Here is a 13,092-nt window from a genome sequence, read left to right as displayed (position 1 = left end):
CGAAGCGCGCCTCCCGCAAGACCACCGCCAAGCCCACCCGCACGGCGGCGAAGAACGGCACCAAGGACGCCGCGAAGGGCCCCGGCGCCGGGGACGCCCCCGACGAGGAGGGGTTCGAGGTCACCGAGGTCGAGCCCGCCGACGCGGACGCCGACACCGCCGCTGACCTGGACGACCAGTCCACCGCCATGGGCGACTCCGTCCACACCTACCTCAAGGCCATCGGGCGGCGCCAGCTGCTCACCGCCGACCAGGAGGTCGACCTCGCCAAGCGCATCGAGGCGGGCCTGTACGCCGAGCACAAGCTGGAGAACGACGACCTCTCCCCCGCCGTGCGCGCCGACCTGGAATGGGTCGCCGCCGACGGGCGCCGCGCCAAGGCCCACATGCTGGAGGCCAACCTGCGGCTCGTGGTGTCGGTCGCCAAGAAGTACTCCGACCGCGGCCTGTCGCTGCTGGACGTCGTCCAGGAGGGCAACCTCGGCCTGATCCGCGCCGTGGAGAAGTTCGACTACTCCAAGGGCTACAAGTTCTCCACCTACGCGATGTGGTGGATCCGGCAGGCGATCCAGCGCGGCTTCGCCGACTCGGCCCGCACCATCCGGCTGCCCGTGCACGTCCTGGAGATGCTGAGCAAGCTCAGCCGCGTCGAGCGCGACATGCACCAGCGGCTCGGCCGCGAGCCCACCCCGGAGGAGCTGGCCGTCGAGCTCGACAAGAGCCCCGAGCAGGTCCGCGAGCTGCTGCGCACCAGCCGGCAGCCGATCAGCCTCGACTCCACCATCGGCGAGGACGGCGAGACCCGCATCGGCGACCTCATCGAGGACACCGACAGCCCCGAGGCGTCCGAGCTGGTCGACCGGCAGCTCATGGCCGACCAGCTGCGCCGCACGCTGGACATCCTGTCGCCGCGCGAGGCGAAGATCATGGCGATGCGGTTCGGGCTGTACGACGGGACGCCCCGCACCCTCGACGAGATCGGCAAGGCGCTCGGGCTGACCCGCGAGCGGATCCGGCAGCTGGAGAAGGAGTCGCTGTCGAAGCTGCGGCACCCCAGCAACGCGCGCCCGCTGCTCGACTTCGCCGTCTGACACACGCGCGCTGACACACGCGCGCTGAAACGCGCGCGTCCCGCACAGCGGAGGGCCCGCCGACCGGTCACGACCGGACGGCGGGCCCTTTCGTGCGCGCGGCCTACCGCAGTCGCCGCGGGCAGCCGTGGACGGCGAACGCCAGGAACTGGGTGACCTCCTCCTCGCTGAAGTTGTCGTCGGAGCCCACCACCAGCGTGCACTCCCCCGACCTCAGGCGCGGCCCCCAGCCCATCGCCTCCAGGTTCTGGACGGGCGCGGCGTAGCGGCCGAGATCGGCGACGAGCCGCTTGGTCACCGTCCGGTACGGGCCGCCCGTGGCGAGGCCGTCGCGGCGGAGCACGTCGGTCGCGCCGCGCGTGTCGAACTCGTACAGCCGGACCTTGTAGCCGACGCCTTCGAGCCAGGACCGCTCCAGCGCCAGGAACCGGTGGCCGTCGAGCGCGAGGATCTCCGAGACGCCGCTGTCGGTCGCCCCGCCCGGCGGCACCGGCTCCGCCGGGAGCCTGTCGATGGGGTAGGCGTACTGCGCGCGGACCCGCCCGGCACGGCTCCACAGGGTGAGCCTGGCCGGGGCGCCGCGCTCCGCGGTCGGCGGTTCCCCGTCCTCGTAGCGCGGGCCCTCGACCATGGCGGCGATCCCGTGCGGCGTGAAGGTCAGGGCCTCGATCCCGAAGTTCCGGCGCGGCCCGCTGTGCGTGCCGGTCTGCTTCAGGTTCGCCGGCAGGGGCACGTCCCCGCCGTAGGCGCCGTTCCGTGCGGCCCACCGGACGGACAGGTCCGACACCGGGATGCCCTCGTGCGTCTCGTCGGGCCGGTCGCCCTCGTTGCCCCACAGCACCCGGCGGCTGGACGGGTCGTAGCGGATCGCCTCGGGGTCGGCGGACTCCGGCTTGCCGAAGCCCGGGTAGGGGCTGCCGTCCCGCCGCCTGAGGGTCTCAACGCCGGTGATCTCCGCGCCGGTGAACGCGCCGGTCGACGGGTCGATGTCCAGCCCGCCGGTGTAGAAGCGGGCCGGGTCGTAGCGCCACCGGTCGTCGGAGATCAGGTACCAGGTGCCGGTGCGGGGGTCGCGGTCGATGCCCGACACGCCCCCGAACGTGGTGCCCTCGACCGCCATCTTGTGCGGGAGGCGCCGCTCGCCCAGGAACCGCGTGATCCGCAGCCCCTGCTGAGCTCTCGTCCCGCCCGCCGCCGTGCTCGATGCCTCTGCGACGTCCGCCGCCGGACGCCCGCCGGTGGCCGCCGGGACGGCCGTCACCGCGAGGACCGCCGCACCCGCCGCGATCCCGCGCCACATGATCCGCTGCCTGTTCACCTGGCTACCATCACCCTTCGGATACGAGTCATTTCCGCGCGTAACGCACTCGTATTCAATATCACGTTGGGTGACGAAATGGCACGGTCCGTCAGTCGGCGTGGCGGAACTGCAGGATGGCCACGCCCATCAGGGCGAAGCCCATGGCGACCACGAGCGCGATCTCCAGCCACACCGGGACGACCCAGCCGTTCCACGTCACGCCGGGGTTGAACGTCCGCTGCATCGCGGGCGACAGGTCGAGGCGGGAGAAGACCGCCTGGCGCAGCGGGTCGACGGCGTAGGTGAGCGGGTTGAAGCGGGTGAGGACGGTCAGCCACGTGGGCAGCCCGTTCAGCGGGTACAGCGCGCCCGACAGGAACATCATCGGCATGACGGCCATCTGCATGAGCCCGAAGAACGACTGCATCTGCTTGATCCGCGCGGCCATCATGACGCCGAAGGCCGTCAGCGTGAACGCGCACAGGAACATCAGGCCCAGCAGCTCGGCGATCAGCGCCGGGGCGTAGGGGACACCGGCGAGGCCCGCGAGCGACACCATCACCCCGCCCTGCAGGGTGGCGACGACCGCGCCGCCGACGCACTTGCCGATGACGATGGCGCTGCGGCTGACCGGCGCGACGAGCATCTCGCGCAGGAACCCGAACTCGCGGTCCCACACGATCGACCCCGCGGAGAACATCGCGGTGAACACCACCGACATGGCGCACACGCCGGGGAAGACGAACGTCTTCAGGTCGATGTCGCCGCTCGACCCGCCGCCCGCGACCATCAGGTTGGACAGGCCGGTGCCCATGACCAGCAGCCACAGCACCGGCTGGACGAGGTTGGACAGCAGCCTCGGCTTGTCGCGCCAGAACCGGATCAGCTCCCGGTGCAGGACGATCTTCACGGCGCGCGCGTCCTGCCGCAGGCCCGGCTCGGGCACCCGGACCCGGACGACGTCGGCGACCGGACGCGCCGTCCCGGACGCGCCCTTCGTCCCGGTGGAACCCGGCATCGTCATCTCCTCATCGCGCGCATGGTCATGCGGAGGCGGTCGCTCGCCCCGGCCTCGGCGTCGCGGATCGTCGAGCCGGTGAACGACATGAACACATCGTCCAGCGACGGCCTCGACACGCTCACCGACCGGATCGGGACGCCGAGCTCGGCGAACAGCCGCGGCACGAACGCCTCACCGGACGCGACGGGGAACGCGACCGCGCCCTCCGACATGACCGCGTCCAGGCCGAACCGCTCCTTGAGCGCGGCGATCGCGGCCTCGTCGTCGGCGGTCTTGATGCGGACCCGGTCCTTGCCGACACCGGCCTTCAGCGCCTCGGGGGTGTCCAGCGCCACGATCCGCCCCGAGTCCATGATCGCGATCCGGTCGCAGAACTCGGCCTCGTCCATGTAGTGGGTGGTCATGAAGATGGTGATCTCTTCGGCGTCCTTGAGCTGGCGGATGTAGTCCCAGATCGACGCGCGGGTCTGCGGGTCGAGGCCGACGGTCGGCTCGTCCAGGAACAGCACCCGCGGCGAGTGCAGCAGCCCGCGCGCGATCTCCAGCCGGCGCTTCATGCCGCCGGAGTAGGTCTCCACCAGGTCGCGGCGCCGCTCCCACAGCCCGACCATCTCCAGCACCTGCCGGATCCGCTCGCCCGTGACCGACCGCGGCACCCCGTACAGCTCGGCATGGAAGCGCAGGTTCTGCTCGCCGGACAGGTAGCCGTCGAGCGTCGTGTCCTGGAAGACGAGGCCGATGTTGCGGCGCACGCCGCCGCGCTCGGACACCACGTCGTGACCGGCGACGCGCGCCCGCCCGCCGCTGGGTTTCAGCAGCGTGCACAGCATGTTGATCGTGGTGGACTTGCCGGCGCCGTTCGGGCCGAGGAACCCGAAGACCTCCCCCGGGCGGACGGTGAAGCCGATCCCCCGCACGGCCTCGACGTCGCCGAACCGCTTCACCAGGCCGTCGACCTCGACGGCGGGTCCCCCGTCCGGCATCGGGCCTCCCTCCGCTCCGGGGCGGCCATGTTGTGGACCGTCCAACGGTAGGAATACCCTATCTCTCACGTCAAGAGAGATTAGGTACGCGCTCAGCGAACCCGAGGGAGGGCGACGTGGAGGACCGGCCCGGCCCGCTGCAGGAGTCGCCCGGCTACCTGATGTTCGAGCTGATGAGGCTCGCGCGGCGCACCTCGGCGCGGATGTTCCCCGGCGGGCTGCGGCTGGCGCACCTGCTCGTGCTGGACTGCGTGGCGCGCCTCGGGCCGCTGTCGCAGCGCGAGGTCGCCGAGCACGTCCGGATGGACCCGGGCGACCTGGTCGGCGTCGTGGACACGCTGGAGGAGGCCGGCAGCCTCCGGCGCCGCCGCGACCCCGGCGACCGCCGCCGGTACGCGCTGGAGGCCACCGAGGACGGCCGGCGCGCCCTCGGCGCGGGCCTGGACGACCGCGCCCGCCTCGACGAGATGCTGTTCGAGCCGCTCTCGCCGGACGAGATCCGCCTGCTCAAGGACCTGATGCTGCGCGCCCTCGCCCACCACGACCACCGGTTCGCCCGCCCCGCGTCCCGCCCACCGGGTCAGGACACCGCTGCGGAGACGCCACCCGCACCGGCACAGGCGACGCGGCCCGTCATCCGATCGGCTCACCGGCCGGGAGCCGGCCGGTGACCCGCGGGTCGCACGCAAGCCGGTAGCCGCGCTTGACGACCGTCTCGACGATCCCGGGACGGCCGAGGCCGCGCCGCAGCCGCGCCACCGCCATCTCCACCGCGTGCTCGTCGGCCCGCGGCCGCGCCTCCCCGCCGGCGGCCCCGCCGCCGAGCCGGCTCGGCAGCACGCCGCACAGCTCCGCCCGCGACACCACGTGCCCCGGCCGCCGCGCGAGCGCCCGCAGGACCGCCATCGGCGTGGGCGCGATCGGCCGGAGCAGGCCGTCCAGGACGACGGCGTGCCCACGCAGCTCCAGCGCGCACCCGCGCACCGACAGCCGCCGCGACCGCCGCTGCGGCAGGCCCGTGACCAGCGCCCGCACCAGCGCCCCGAGCCGCGCCCGCTCCGGCTGGACGGTCGGGACGCCCCGCACCGTGAGCGCCCGCGCCGTGACGGGCCCGACGCACGCCGCCACCACGTGGGCGCGCAGGGCGTCCAGCAGCGCGTCCTCGAGCCCGTCCCCGGCGGCGACGGCGAGCGTCTCGGCGACCGCGGGCGCGCTGGTGAACGTGATCGCGTCGACCGTGCCCGCGACGGCCTGCCCGACGAGCCGGCGCAGCGGCGTCGGGTCCTCGGCCCGCGCCCACCGGTACACCGGGACCTCGATCACCTCGGCGCCCGCGCCGCGCAGCGCCGCGGTCAGCTCCGCCTGCCGCTCCCCGTACAGCTGGACGGCGACCCGCGCGCCGTCCAGGTCCTGGCGCAGCAGGTGCTCGACGATCTCGGCGCTGCCCTCCGACTCCGGCGACCACCGCTCCCGCAGCCCCGCCGACCGGACCGCGCCGCGCGCCTTCGGCCCCCGCGCCACGATGGCGGCCTCGGCGAGGCGGGCGACGAGCGCGTCCCGCGTCCCGTCCCCGCCGGCCGACTCCAGCCAGGCGCGGAACCCGATCCCGGTCGTGACGACCACGTGGTCGAGCGGCCCGGCGGCGCACGCGCGGGTCGCCGCCAGCAGCGCGGCGTCGTCGGCGAGCGGCGCCAGGCGGATCGCGGGCGCGAGCACGACCCGGGCCCCGCGCCGCTCCAGCAGCGTCGCGAGTTCCTCGTGGCGGCGGGCCGCGGTCACCCCGACGGCGAAGCCGGCCAGCGGCTCGGCCGCCGGCGCCGCGCCCCGGTCACGTGCGGTGCTCATCGGGCGGCAACCTCCCTGGCGGGTACGGGTCGATGCTCCGATCCTCGGCCGGGGGCGTTTCGCGGGCGGGTCCCGCTTGTCACCGCCGTGTTAAAAGCCGCTCACGTCCAGGTGCCGTTCAGGCCGAGCGTTCACCGAGGTCAGCCCCACCGCGACGGGGCCCGGGGCCGGTGACCTTGACATTCGCGGGTCAAGCGTTGTCGGCCCCCATCATGGCCCTTTCGTCGCCTTTTACCCGATCTCCGAACGGATTCGCGGCCCCCCGGCGATCTTCCGGACGGATGCGGCCCCGCCTCCCCAGGGCCCCGGATCACGCGGCGATGATCGCGCCTAACCTCGGTACATGCCCGACCTTGCTTACTACGCCTCACTGCCGCGCTCCCGCGGCGCCGCGGCGGCCCTGCTCCTGGACGACCTCGGGCGGGTCCTGCTGGTCAAGCCCACCTACAGCGAGGGCTGGTACCTGCCCGGCGGGGTGATCGAGGCCGACGAGTCCCCCCTGGCGGCATGCGTGCGCGAATGCTCGGAGGAGCTCGGCCTCGTCCCCCGCCTGAACGGCCTCGCCTGCGTCGACTGGGGCAGCCCGCGCGCCGACGGCGTCGACGCCGTCAACGTGTTCGTGTTCGGCGGCACGATCACCGGCGAGGAGATCGCCGCGATCCGGCTGCCGCCGGACGAGCTGTCCGACCACATCCTCGTCGCCCCGGAGAAGATCCCCGAGCTGGCGCCGCCGCACGTGTCGCGCCGGATGGACCCCAGCCTCCGCGCCATGGCCGAGGGCCGCGCCGTCTACCTGGAGGACGGCCTGGTGCAGCCGTTCGGCCCCGGCCTGACCGCGCGCTAGGCGGGCACGGCGTCCCTCGCCTGCCGCCCCCGTTCCGGGTCGACCGCGCGGGCGCAGTGGGCGCAGCAGTACCAGTGCCCGTCCACGTCCACGCCGTGGCCCATGATGCGGCACTGGCAGTGCTCGCAGATCGGCGCCATCTTGCTGATCGCGCACTCGAACGAGTCGAACGTGTGCACCTCGCCCTGCGCGTGGACCTCGAACGTCATGTCGTAGTCGTTGCCGCAGACCTCGCAGGTCGCCATCGGTCGTGTCTCCGTTCCCCCGCCGCGCCGCAGATCACTGCCTACCCGGACGGTCCCGGGTCTACCCCGCGCCGCACGTCCGGCGGGCACGCCGCGCGGCGGAGCCTCCGTCCCGTATGACCGCTCACGCGGCCGCGAAACGCGCCGCCCCTGCCGCTCCCGGCGACTGCGGCGAGCGTCGCACGCACCGCGTTCATCGCCTTCTACGCGCGTCTGACGCCCTGCCGGGCCCAGCGCCGGCCCCGCGCCCTGGCGGGCCCCTCATCGGGGTCCGGCCAGTTCGGCGACCTGCCCGAGGAGCGCAGCACCGACTCCCACGCGTCCCCGGACGACAGCGGAAGGTGCGGCACCCCCCAGTGCCACGCCGACACCAGCAGATCCGGGTCGCGCGGGCGGTAGCCCACCCCCACCGCGCGGGCCATGTCCCAGGCGTGCAGATGCCACTCCACGCAGGCCGCGCCCGCGTGGTCACCGACCGTGTACTTGGTGCCCCGGTAGATCAGATGCGTCCGGTCCCACATGTCGGGCATCAGGTCGGCGTAGGCGCCCGCCGACACCCCGAACGCCATGATCCGCTCCGGGCCCGGCTCGGGCGGCAGCACCGCCAGCTCCGCCGCGTTCTGCCGCGCCTGCTGCCTGATCAGCACCGCCGACGCCGCGTCCTGCGCGAACAGCGTCGCCAGCCGGCTGTCGGGCGCGTCCTGGAGGTACTCCAGGAAGTTCTCCGCGACGCACCGCAGATGCCCGGCGAGATCGATCAGCCGCCAGTCGGCGCAGGGCGTCGGGACGTCCCAGTCGCCGGCCTGCCCCGCCAGCTCCCGGATCGCCGTCACCCCGTCCAGGTAGGACTCCAGTACGCGGCCCCGGTCCGGTGGCGTGCGCTCCACGTGACTTCCCCCCGCGTCCAGAGCACGGTGCGTGCGCAGCGTGCCCTCTCCGCCGGGACGCCGCCGCGCGCCCGCCGCGGCATGCGGCGTCCGGCGCGAGCGCCCCCCGACGTTCCCCCGAGAGGGCAGACTCTCAAAGTTCGGTGGCCGGTGCCACCCGGTGACGCTGTGTCGTCCTACGTCGGCCCCACATGCCGCGCGCGTCCCGGACGGGCCCCGGACGTCCCCTCAGACGACCATGGTCGGGCGCGGCCGGAAGCTGAGCCGGTGCGCCTCCCGGGCGGTGCGGAGCCGGTCGACCTCGTCGGTCCACGGCCGCACGTCCGGGCGCGCCTTGGCCTTGCGGTAGGCGATCTCCGCGGCCCGGCGGGTCTTCGCGTCGTGGGTCTCCACCGAGTACACCTGCGGGCCCATCGCGACCCGCTCGGCCGCCTCGGCGGCGGCGAGCACGTCCGTCATCGCCTTGTCGAACGCGACCGTCAGCGCGCGCAGCTCCGGCTCGGGCGTGTCCGCGCCCTGCGCGTCCCGCAGCGCCCGCTCCGCCGCGCCGGCCGCCGCGAGCCGGTCCTCGTACTCGGCGGCCAGCCGCTGGTCGGCCTCGTACGGCTCGGCGACGTCCTTGCTCACCCGGCGGCCCAGCGGCATGGTGGTCACTCCTATCGGCGGTTTCTGGGTGGTCCGGTCGAGGAAAGCGTACGCGGACCCCCGGCGTGTCGTGACGGCGGACACCCCGCTCCGGCCCTTTACGCAGTAAGGTCGGATCATGGTTCGCCAACCGAGCATCAACGCCCAGAACCGCACGCCGCTGTCCACCGAGCGGATCATCGAGTCGGCCCTGCGGATCGTCGACGGGCAGGGCCTCGCCCGGCTCACCATGCGCCGCCTCGGCGACGCGCTGGAGGTCGAGGCGATGGCGATCTACCACCACCTCCCCCGCGGCAAGGAGCAGCTCCTGGACGGCCTCGTCGCGCACGTCGCGTCCGCGCCCGCCGACACCGAGAGCGCCGCCTCGCACGGGGACTGGCGGGGCGTCCTGCGCGCCTGGGCCGCCGACTACCGGGCGCGGCTGCTGACGCACGCGGGCGTCCTCCCCCTCGTCGTCACGCGCCGCAACCCGGCCGCGCTGACCACGACGGTCGCGTCGCTGCGCGAGGTGCTCCGGCGCGGCGGCGTCGCCGAGGACGTGGCCGCCGTCGCCGCGCACACCCTGCTCGGCTACGTCATCGGCCACGCCTCCCTGGAGGTCCGCGGGACGAACGAGGACGGCGCCGAGCGGGCCGTCGACTGGGACGCGCGCTTCACCGCCGGCCTCGACCTCATCATCAGCGGCGTGGCCTGACCCGGCTCAGTCCTCGACGACGAGGACCTCCAGGTGGAGCGGGCCGTGCACGCCCTCCACGCGGACCATCTCGATGCCGTGGGTGGCGGACGGCCCGCTGATCCAGGTCAGCGGGCGCGCCGGGTCGAGCCGCTCCACCGCCTCGGGGACCGTCCCGACGATCTGGTCGGCGTGCACCACGCACAGGTGGTAGGCGGGGACGGCGGTGAGCGCCCGCCGGCCCTGCGCGCGGCCCCCGTCCAGCACGACGGTCCCGGTGAGCGCGATCGCCGCCGCGCAGCCGGTGACGACGCCGTCGGCGGCGGCGAGGGTGTCGACGTCGACGGCCGGGGTGTCGGCGATCGCCCGCACGCCGTCCAGCTCCGCGAGCCACCCGAACGGCAGGTCGGCGGGGACGACGATCTGCTTGGCCTCCCGCCCCCACAGCGCCGCCGCGACGGCGGTGCCGAGCTCGTCGGCGCTGACGTGCCGCACCGAGGCCCGGTTGTCGGCGACCCGCTCGGTGAACAGCGCCAGCACGTCGGCCCTGTTCCCGGCCTCGTCGCCGGAGAGGCGGCGCGCGTAGCGGCGCGGGACGGGCGGGCGCGTGCCGCGCGCCCCGCCGAGCGCCTCCCGCACCCGCCGCAGCACCTCCGCCCGCGAGCCGCCGCCGGGCCCTTCGCCGGACGCCGTCATGGCCGCCTCCGCGTCCACCAGGCGCGGAAGCTCTCCGCGGGCGGGGCGGGCAGGTCGCGGGCCTCGGTCCACGTGCCGAGCAGGCCGGGCAGGCGGCGGATCCGGCCGCCGCGCGACAGCAGCCGCGCCCAGCGGGTGCCGCGCCGCAGCGCGGTCTCGTAGCGGCGCGGGTCGCCCATCGTCCACGCCAGGCCGCGCATCAGCATCAGCTCCGGCGGCGGGACGGGACGCCGCCGCCGCGACTCCACCACCGCGCCGCGCAGGTGGACCAGCACGTCCGGGATGTCGATCTTCACGGGGCAGACGTCGGCGCACGCGCCGCAGAGCGTCGACGCGTACGGCAGGGACGCGTCGGCGGCGCTGTCGACGCCCCGCAGCTGCGGGGTCAGGATCGCGCCGATCGGCCCCGGGTAGACCGGCCCGTACGCACCGCCGCCCGCCCGCTCGTAGACGGGGCACACGTTCATGCAGGCCGAGCAGCGGATGCAGCGCAGCGCGGTGCGCCCGACCTCGTCGGCGAGGGCGCGGGTGCGGCCGTTGTCGAGCAGGACGAGGTGGAACGCGCGCGGCCCGTCGCCCGCCGTCACGCCCGTCGACGTCGCGACGTACGGGGTCATCCGGTCACCGGACGACGAACGCGGCAGGAGCTGGAGGAACACCTCCATGTCGGCCCAGGTCGGGACGACCTTGTCGATGCCCGCGACGCTGATCAGCGTGTCGGGGAGTGTGAGGCACATCCGCGCGTTGCCCTCCGACTCCAGCACCACGAGCGTCCCGGTCTCGGCGACCAGGAAGTTCGCGCCCGTGACGGCGACGCGGGCGCCCAGGAACCGCTCGCGGAGGTGCGTGCGGACGGCGGCGGCGAGCTCGGCGGGGTCGTCGGCCAGGCCGGGCCCGGCGGACGGCATCGTCCGCCGGAACAGCTCCCGGATCTCGGCGCGGTCGCGGTGCAGCGCGGGCGACAGCAGGTGGGACGGCTCGTCGTCGCCGAGCTGGACGGCCAGGTCGGCGAGGGCGGTCTCGCGGGCGGTGATCCCGGCGCGGGCCAGCGCATCGGTCAGGCCGATCTCCCGGGTGGTCGCCGACGACGCCTTGACGACCTCGTCCGCGCCGGCCGCCCGTACCAGCCCGGTGACGATCTCGCACGCCTCGGCGGCGTCCACCGCCCAGTGCACGGTGCCGCCCGCCTCGGTGACGGCCCGCTCCAGCTCCTCCAGGTGGGTGTCGAGGTCGAGGAGGGTGGCGTCCCTGATCGCGCGCCCGGCCTCGCGCAGGTCGTCCCAGCCGGGCAGCTCGGCGGCCGCGGCGGCCTCCCGCTCCCTGGCCGCCGCGATCCCGCCGCGCAGGTTGCGGCGAAGGCCGGTATCGGCCAGCGCGGTCCGCGCGGCGGCGGCGAACTTCGGCATCGGCAGCGGGACGGGCCCGGTCGTCCCGGGCGGCGGCCTCATCCCGGCGGAGGACGGCGTCGTCCCTGGGGAGGATCCCGTCACGCCGGGCCCGTCTCGGCGAGGATCTCGGCCAGGTGCATGCTCCGGACGCCGCCGCGCAGCCGGGACAGCGCGCCGCCGATGTGCGCGAGGCAGGAGTTGTCGACCGCGCAGACCACGTCGGCGCCGGTGTCGCGGATGTGGCGCACCTTGTCGGCGACCATCGCGACCGACACGTCGGCGTTCTTCATCGCGAACGCGCCGCCGAACCCGCAGCACTCCCCCGCCGCGGGCAGTTCGACCAGGTCGAGGCCCTTGACGGCGCGCAGCAGCCGCAGCGGCCGGTCGGCGACGCCGAGCGTCCGCGCGGACTGGCAGGACGGGTGGTAGGTGACCCGGTGCGGGAAATAGGCGCCGACGTCGGTGACGCCCAGGACGTCCACCAGGAACTCCGTGAGCTCGTAGACGGCGAGGCCTTCGGCGGCGCGGGCGAGGCCTGGGTCGCGGGCCGTGCGCGCGATCCGCGGGTAGCCGTCGCGGACGGTCGCCGCGCAGGACGCGGACGGCGCGACCACGACCTCGCAGCCCTCGAACGCCGCGGTGTAGGCGCGGGCCAGGTCGGCGGCCTCGCGGTGGTAGCCGGTCGTCCAGTGGATCTGCCCGCAGCACGTCTGCCCGGCCGGGTAGGCGACCTCGTGCCCGAGCCGCTCCAGCAGGGCGGTCACGGCCTTCCCGGTGCCCGGGAACAGCGCGTCGTCGAAGCAGGCGACGGACAGGGCGACCCGCACCGGCCTCACTCCCCCCACGCCTCGCAAAGCCCGTTCCCGCCGAACATCGTAGGGGTTTCACGCGGCGACGGCGTGTCGTTCGCCGTCCGTTAGCGTGCGGAAGGAACGCTGGGTCTGGCACCTCCGAGTGAGACGGGTCACAAAGTCCGGTACTCCGGTACCAACGGACAACCGCCCCAACGGACTATGGCCGGTGGAGGCGAACCGTTCCACACTGAGAGGCGTCAATAAAGGAAAGCTCCACAACCGACCCGTAGTTGAGACCGGAGGCACGACATGTGCCCGCACCAGCCGCCCTGTCCCTCGCACGACGCACCCGACCGCGACGCCGCCCGCACGCTGGCCTCACACCCCGAGCAGGGGTGGAGCCTGCTGTGCAACGGAGTCGTGCTGTTCGAGGACACCGGTGAGCTGCTGCCCGACGGGGGAATCATCGCACCGCACCGGCCGACGGACCCGCTGGCTCCGTCCGCCGCCTGAACGACGTCCACGGGGGACTAGTTCAAACGGGTGATCATCCTCGGGGGCACAGCCACCTGCCCGCTCCGTCCGGGCCCGCACCGGGCCCGGAACACCCACCACCCGGACCGCCACCGGAACCGTTACGGGCCGCCCGTCCGCACCGCGCGGGCCGCCCGACCCCGCAC

Annotated in this window: 15 protein-coding genes; 5 read left to right on the top strand and 10 right to left on the bottom strand. The window is 74.3% G+C overall.

What is annotated here, in order from left to right:
* On the top strand, positions 1–1,091 hold a 1,091-nt coding region (locus tag E1264_RS30985; RefSeq protein ID WP_132179039.1), incomplete at its 5' end, for an RNA polymerase sigma factor.
* Between the two features lie 103 nt (positions 1,092–1,194).
* Here E1264_RS30985 and E1264_RS30980 read toward each other — a convergent pair.
* From E1264_RS30980 to E1264_RS30970, 3 genes are all read right to left on the bottom strand, one after another.
* Positions 1,195–2,409: an esterase-like activity of phytase family protein gene (locus E1264_RS30980; protein WP_243711266.1), complete on the bottom strand. Its 1,215-nt coding sequence runs from the start codon at positions 2,407–2,409 to the stop codon at positions 1,195–1,197.
* A gap of 91 nt (positions 2,410–2,500) precedes the next feature.
* Positions 2,501–3,409: an ABC transporter permease gene (locus E1264_RS30975; RefSeq protein ID WP_132179037.1), complete on the bottom strand. Its 909-nt coding sequence runs from the start codon at positions 3,407–3,409 to the stop codon at positions 2,501–2,503.
* 2 nt (positions 3,410–3,411) lie between these two features.
* The gene (locus E1264_RS30970) at positions 3,412–4,395 is read right to left on the bottom strand and encodes an ATP-binding cassette domain-containing protein (RefSeq protein ID WP_132179035.1); all 984 of its coding nucleotides are present in this window, start codon (positions 4,393–4,395) and stop codon (positions 3,412–3,414) included.
* 116 nt (positions 4,396–4,511) lie between these two features.
* Between E1264_RS30970 and E1264_RS30965 the strand changes: the two genes are divergently transcribed.
* Complete coding sequence (locus E1264_RS30965) at positions 4,512–5,066, top strand: MarR family winged helix-turn-helix transcriptional regulator (protein WP_132179033.1); 555 nt, start codon at positions 4,512–4,514, stop codon at positions 5,064–5,066.
* Here E1264_RS30965 and E1264_RS30960 read toward each other — a convergent pair.
* Entirely contained in the window at positions 5,029–6,240 is a 1,212-nt protein-coding gene (locus E1264_RS30960; RefSeq protein WP_132179031.1) for a uroporphyrinogen-III synthase, read from the bottom strand. The genes E1264_RS30965 and E1264_RS30960 overlap by 38 nt on opposite strands.
* Positions 6,241–6,583: 343 nt before the next feature.
* Between E1264_RS30960 and E1264_RS30955 the strand changes: the two genes are divergently transcribed.
* On the top strand, positions 6,584–7,084 hold the full coding sequence (locus E1264_RS30955) for an NUDIX hydrolase (RefSeq protein ID WP_132179029.1): 501 nt from the start codon (positions 6,584–6,586) through the stop codon (positions 7,082–7,084).
* Here the strand turns inward: E1264_RS30955 and E1264_RS30950 are convergent.
* The 3 genes from E1264_RS30950 to E1264_RS30940 all read right to left on the bottom strand — a co-directional run bounded on the left by E1264_RS30950 (position 7,081) and on the right by E1264_RS30940 (position 8,861).
* Entirely contained in the window at positions 7,081–7,329 is a 249-nt protein-coding gene (locus E1264_RS30950; RefSeq protein WP_132179027.1) for a hypothetical protein, read from the bottom strand. The genes E1264_RS30955 and E1264_RS30950 overlap by 4 nt on opposite strands.
* A 203-nt stretch (positions 7,330–7,532) precedes the next feature.
* Positions 7,533–8,216, bottom strand: a complete 684-nt coding sequence (locus E1264_RS30945) for a maleylpyruvate isomerase N-terminal domain-containing protein (protein WP_132179024.1) — start codon at positions 8,214–8,216, stop codon at positions 7,533–7,535.
* Between the two features lie 228 nt (positions 8,217–8,444).
* Positions 8,445–8,861 carry a plectin gene (locus E1264_RS30940; RefSeq protein ID WP_132179022.1) on the bottom strand — a complete coding sequence of 139 codons (417 nt, stop codon included), beginning with the start codon at positions 8,859–8,861 and terminating at the stop codon, positions 8,445–8,447.
* 118 nt (positions 8,862–8,979) lie between these two features.
* Between E1264_RS30940 and E1264_RS30935 the strand changes: the two genes are divergently transcribed.
* The gene (locus tag E1264_RS30935; protein ID WP_132179020.1) at positions 8,980–9,555 is read left to right on the top strand and encodes a TetR/AcrR family transcriptional regulator C-terminal domain-containing protein; all 576 of its coding nucleotides are present in this window, start codon (positions 8,980–8,982) and stop codon (positions 9,553–9,555) included.
* Between the two features lie 6 nt (positions 9,556–9,561).
* Here E1264_RS30935 and E1264_RS30930 read toward each other — a convergent pair whose 3' ends face one another.
* From E1264_RS30930 to E1264_RS30920, 3 genes are all read right to left on the bottom strand, one after another.
* Entirely contained in the window at positions 9,562–10,230 is a 669-nt protein-coding gene (locus E1264_RS30930; protein WP_132179018.1) for an LUD domain-containing protein, read from the bottom strand.
* Complete coding sequence (locus E1264_RS30925; protein ID WP_207936474.1) at positions 10,227–11,636, bottom strand: lactate utilization protein B; 1,410 nt, start codon at positions 11,634–11,636, stop codon at positions 10,227–10,229. Before E1264_RS30925 ends, E1264_RS30930 begins: the two co-directional genes overlap by 4 nt.
* An 80-nt stretch (positions 11,637–11,716) precedes the next feature.
* Positions 11,717–12,445 carry a (Fe-S)-binding protein gene (locus tag E1264_RS30920; protein ID WP_132179014.1) on the bottom strand — a complete coding sequence of 243 codons (729 nt, stop codon included), beginning with the start codon at positions 12,443–12,445 and terminating at the stop codon, positions 11,717–11,719.
* Between the two features lie 276 nt (positions 12,446–12,721).
* On the opposite strand from E1264_RS30920, the gene E1264_RS30915 reads away from it, so the two are divergent.
* A complete protein-coding gene (locus E1264_RS30915; RefSeq protein WP_117402622.1) occupies positions 12,722–12,925 on the top strand; it encodes a DUF5999 family protein in 204 nt (67 codons plus the stop codon).
* The last annotated feature ends 167 nt before the right edge of the window (positions 12,926–13,092 follow it).

It is taken from the genome of Actinomadura sp. KC216 (assembly GCF_004348535.1).
Classification (GTDB): domain Bacteria; phylum Actinomycetota; class Actinomycetes; order Streptosporangiales; family Streptosporangiaceae; genus Spirillospora.
This window is presented reverse-complemented; position numbering and strand designations above follow the sequence as displayed.

Excerpts from the sequence above, each read along its gene's own strand:
- E1264_RS30975 (WP_132179037.1), bottom strand. The coding sequence starts at position 3,409 with ATGCCGGGTTCCACCGGGACGAAGGGCGCGTCCGGGACGGCGCGTCCG.
- E1264_RS30970 (WP_132179035.1), bottom strand. The coding sequence starts at position 4,395 with ATGCCGGACGGGGGACCCGCCGTCGAGGTCGACGGCCTGGTGAAGCGG.
- E1264_RS30960 (WP_132179031.1), bottom strand. The coding sequence starts at position 6,240 with ATGAGCACCGCACGTGACCGGGGCGCGGCGCCGGCGGCCGAGCCGCTG.
- E1264_RS30955 (WP_132179029.1), top strand. The coding sequence starts at position 6,584 with ATGCCCGACCTTGCTTACTACGCCTCACTGCCGCGCTCCCGCGGCGCC.
- E1264_RS30950 (WP_132179027.1), bottom strand. The coding sequence starts at position 7,329 with ATGGCGACCTGCGAGGTCTGCGGCAACGACTACGACATGACGTTCGAG.
- E1264_RS30940 (WP_132179022.1), bottom strand. The coding sequence starts at position 8,861 with ATGCCGCTGGGCCGCCGGGTGAGCAAGGACGTCGCCGAGCCGTACGAG.
- E1264_RS30935 (WP_132179020.1), top strand. The coding sequence starts at position 8,980 with ATGGTTCGCCAACCGAGCATCAACGCCCAGAACCGCACGCCGCTGTCC.
- E1264_RS30930 (WP_132179018.1), bottom strand. The coding sequence starts at position 10,230 with ATGACGGCGTCCGGCGAAGGGCCCGGCGGCGGCTCGCGGGCGGAGGTG.
- E1264_RS30925 (WP_207936474.1), bottom strand. The coding sequence starts at position 11,636 with ATGCCGAAGTTCGCCGCCGCCGCGCGGACCGCGCTGGCCGATACCGGC.
- E1264_RS30915 (WP_117402622.1), top strand. The coding sequence starts at position 12,722 with ATGTGCCCGCACCAGCCGCCCTGTCCCTCGCACGACGCACCCGACCGC.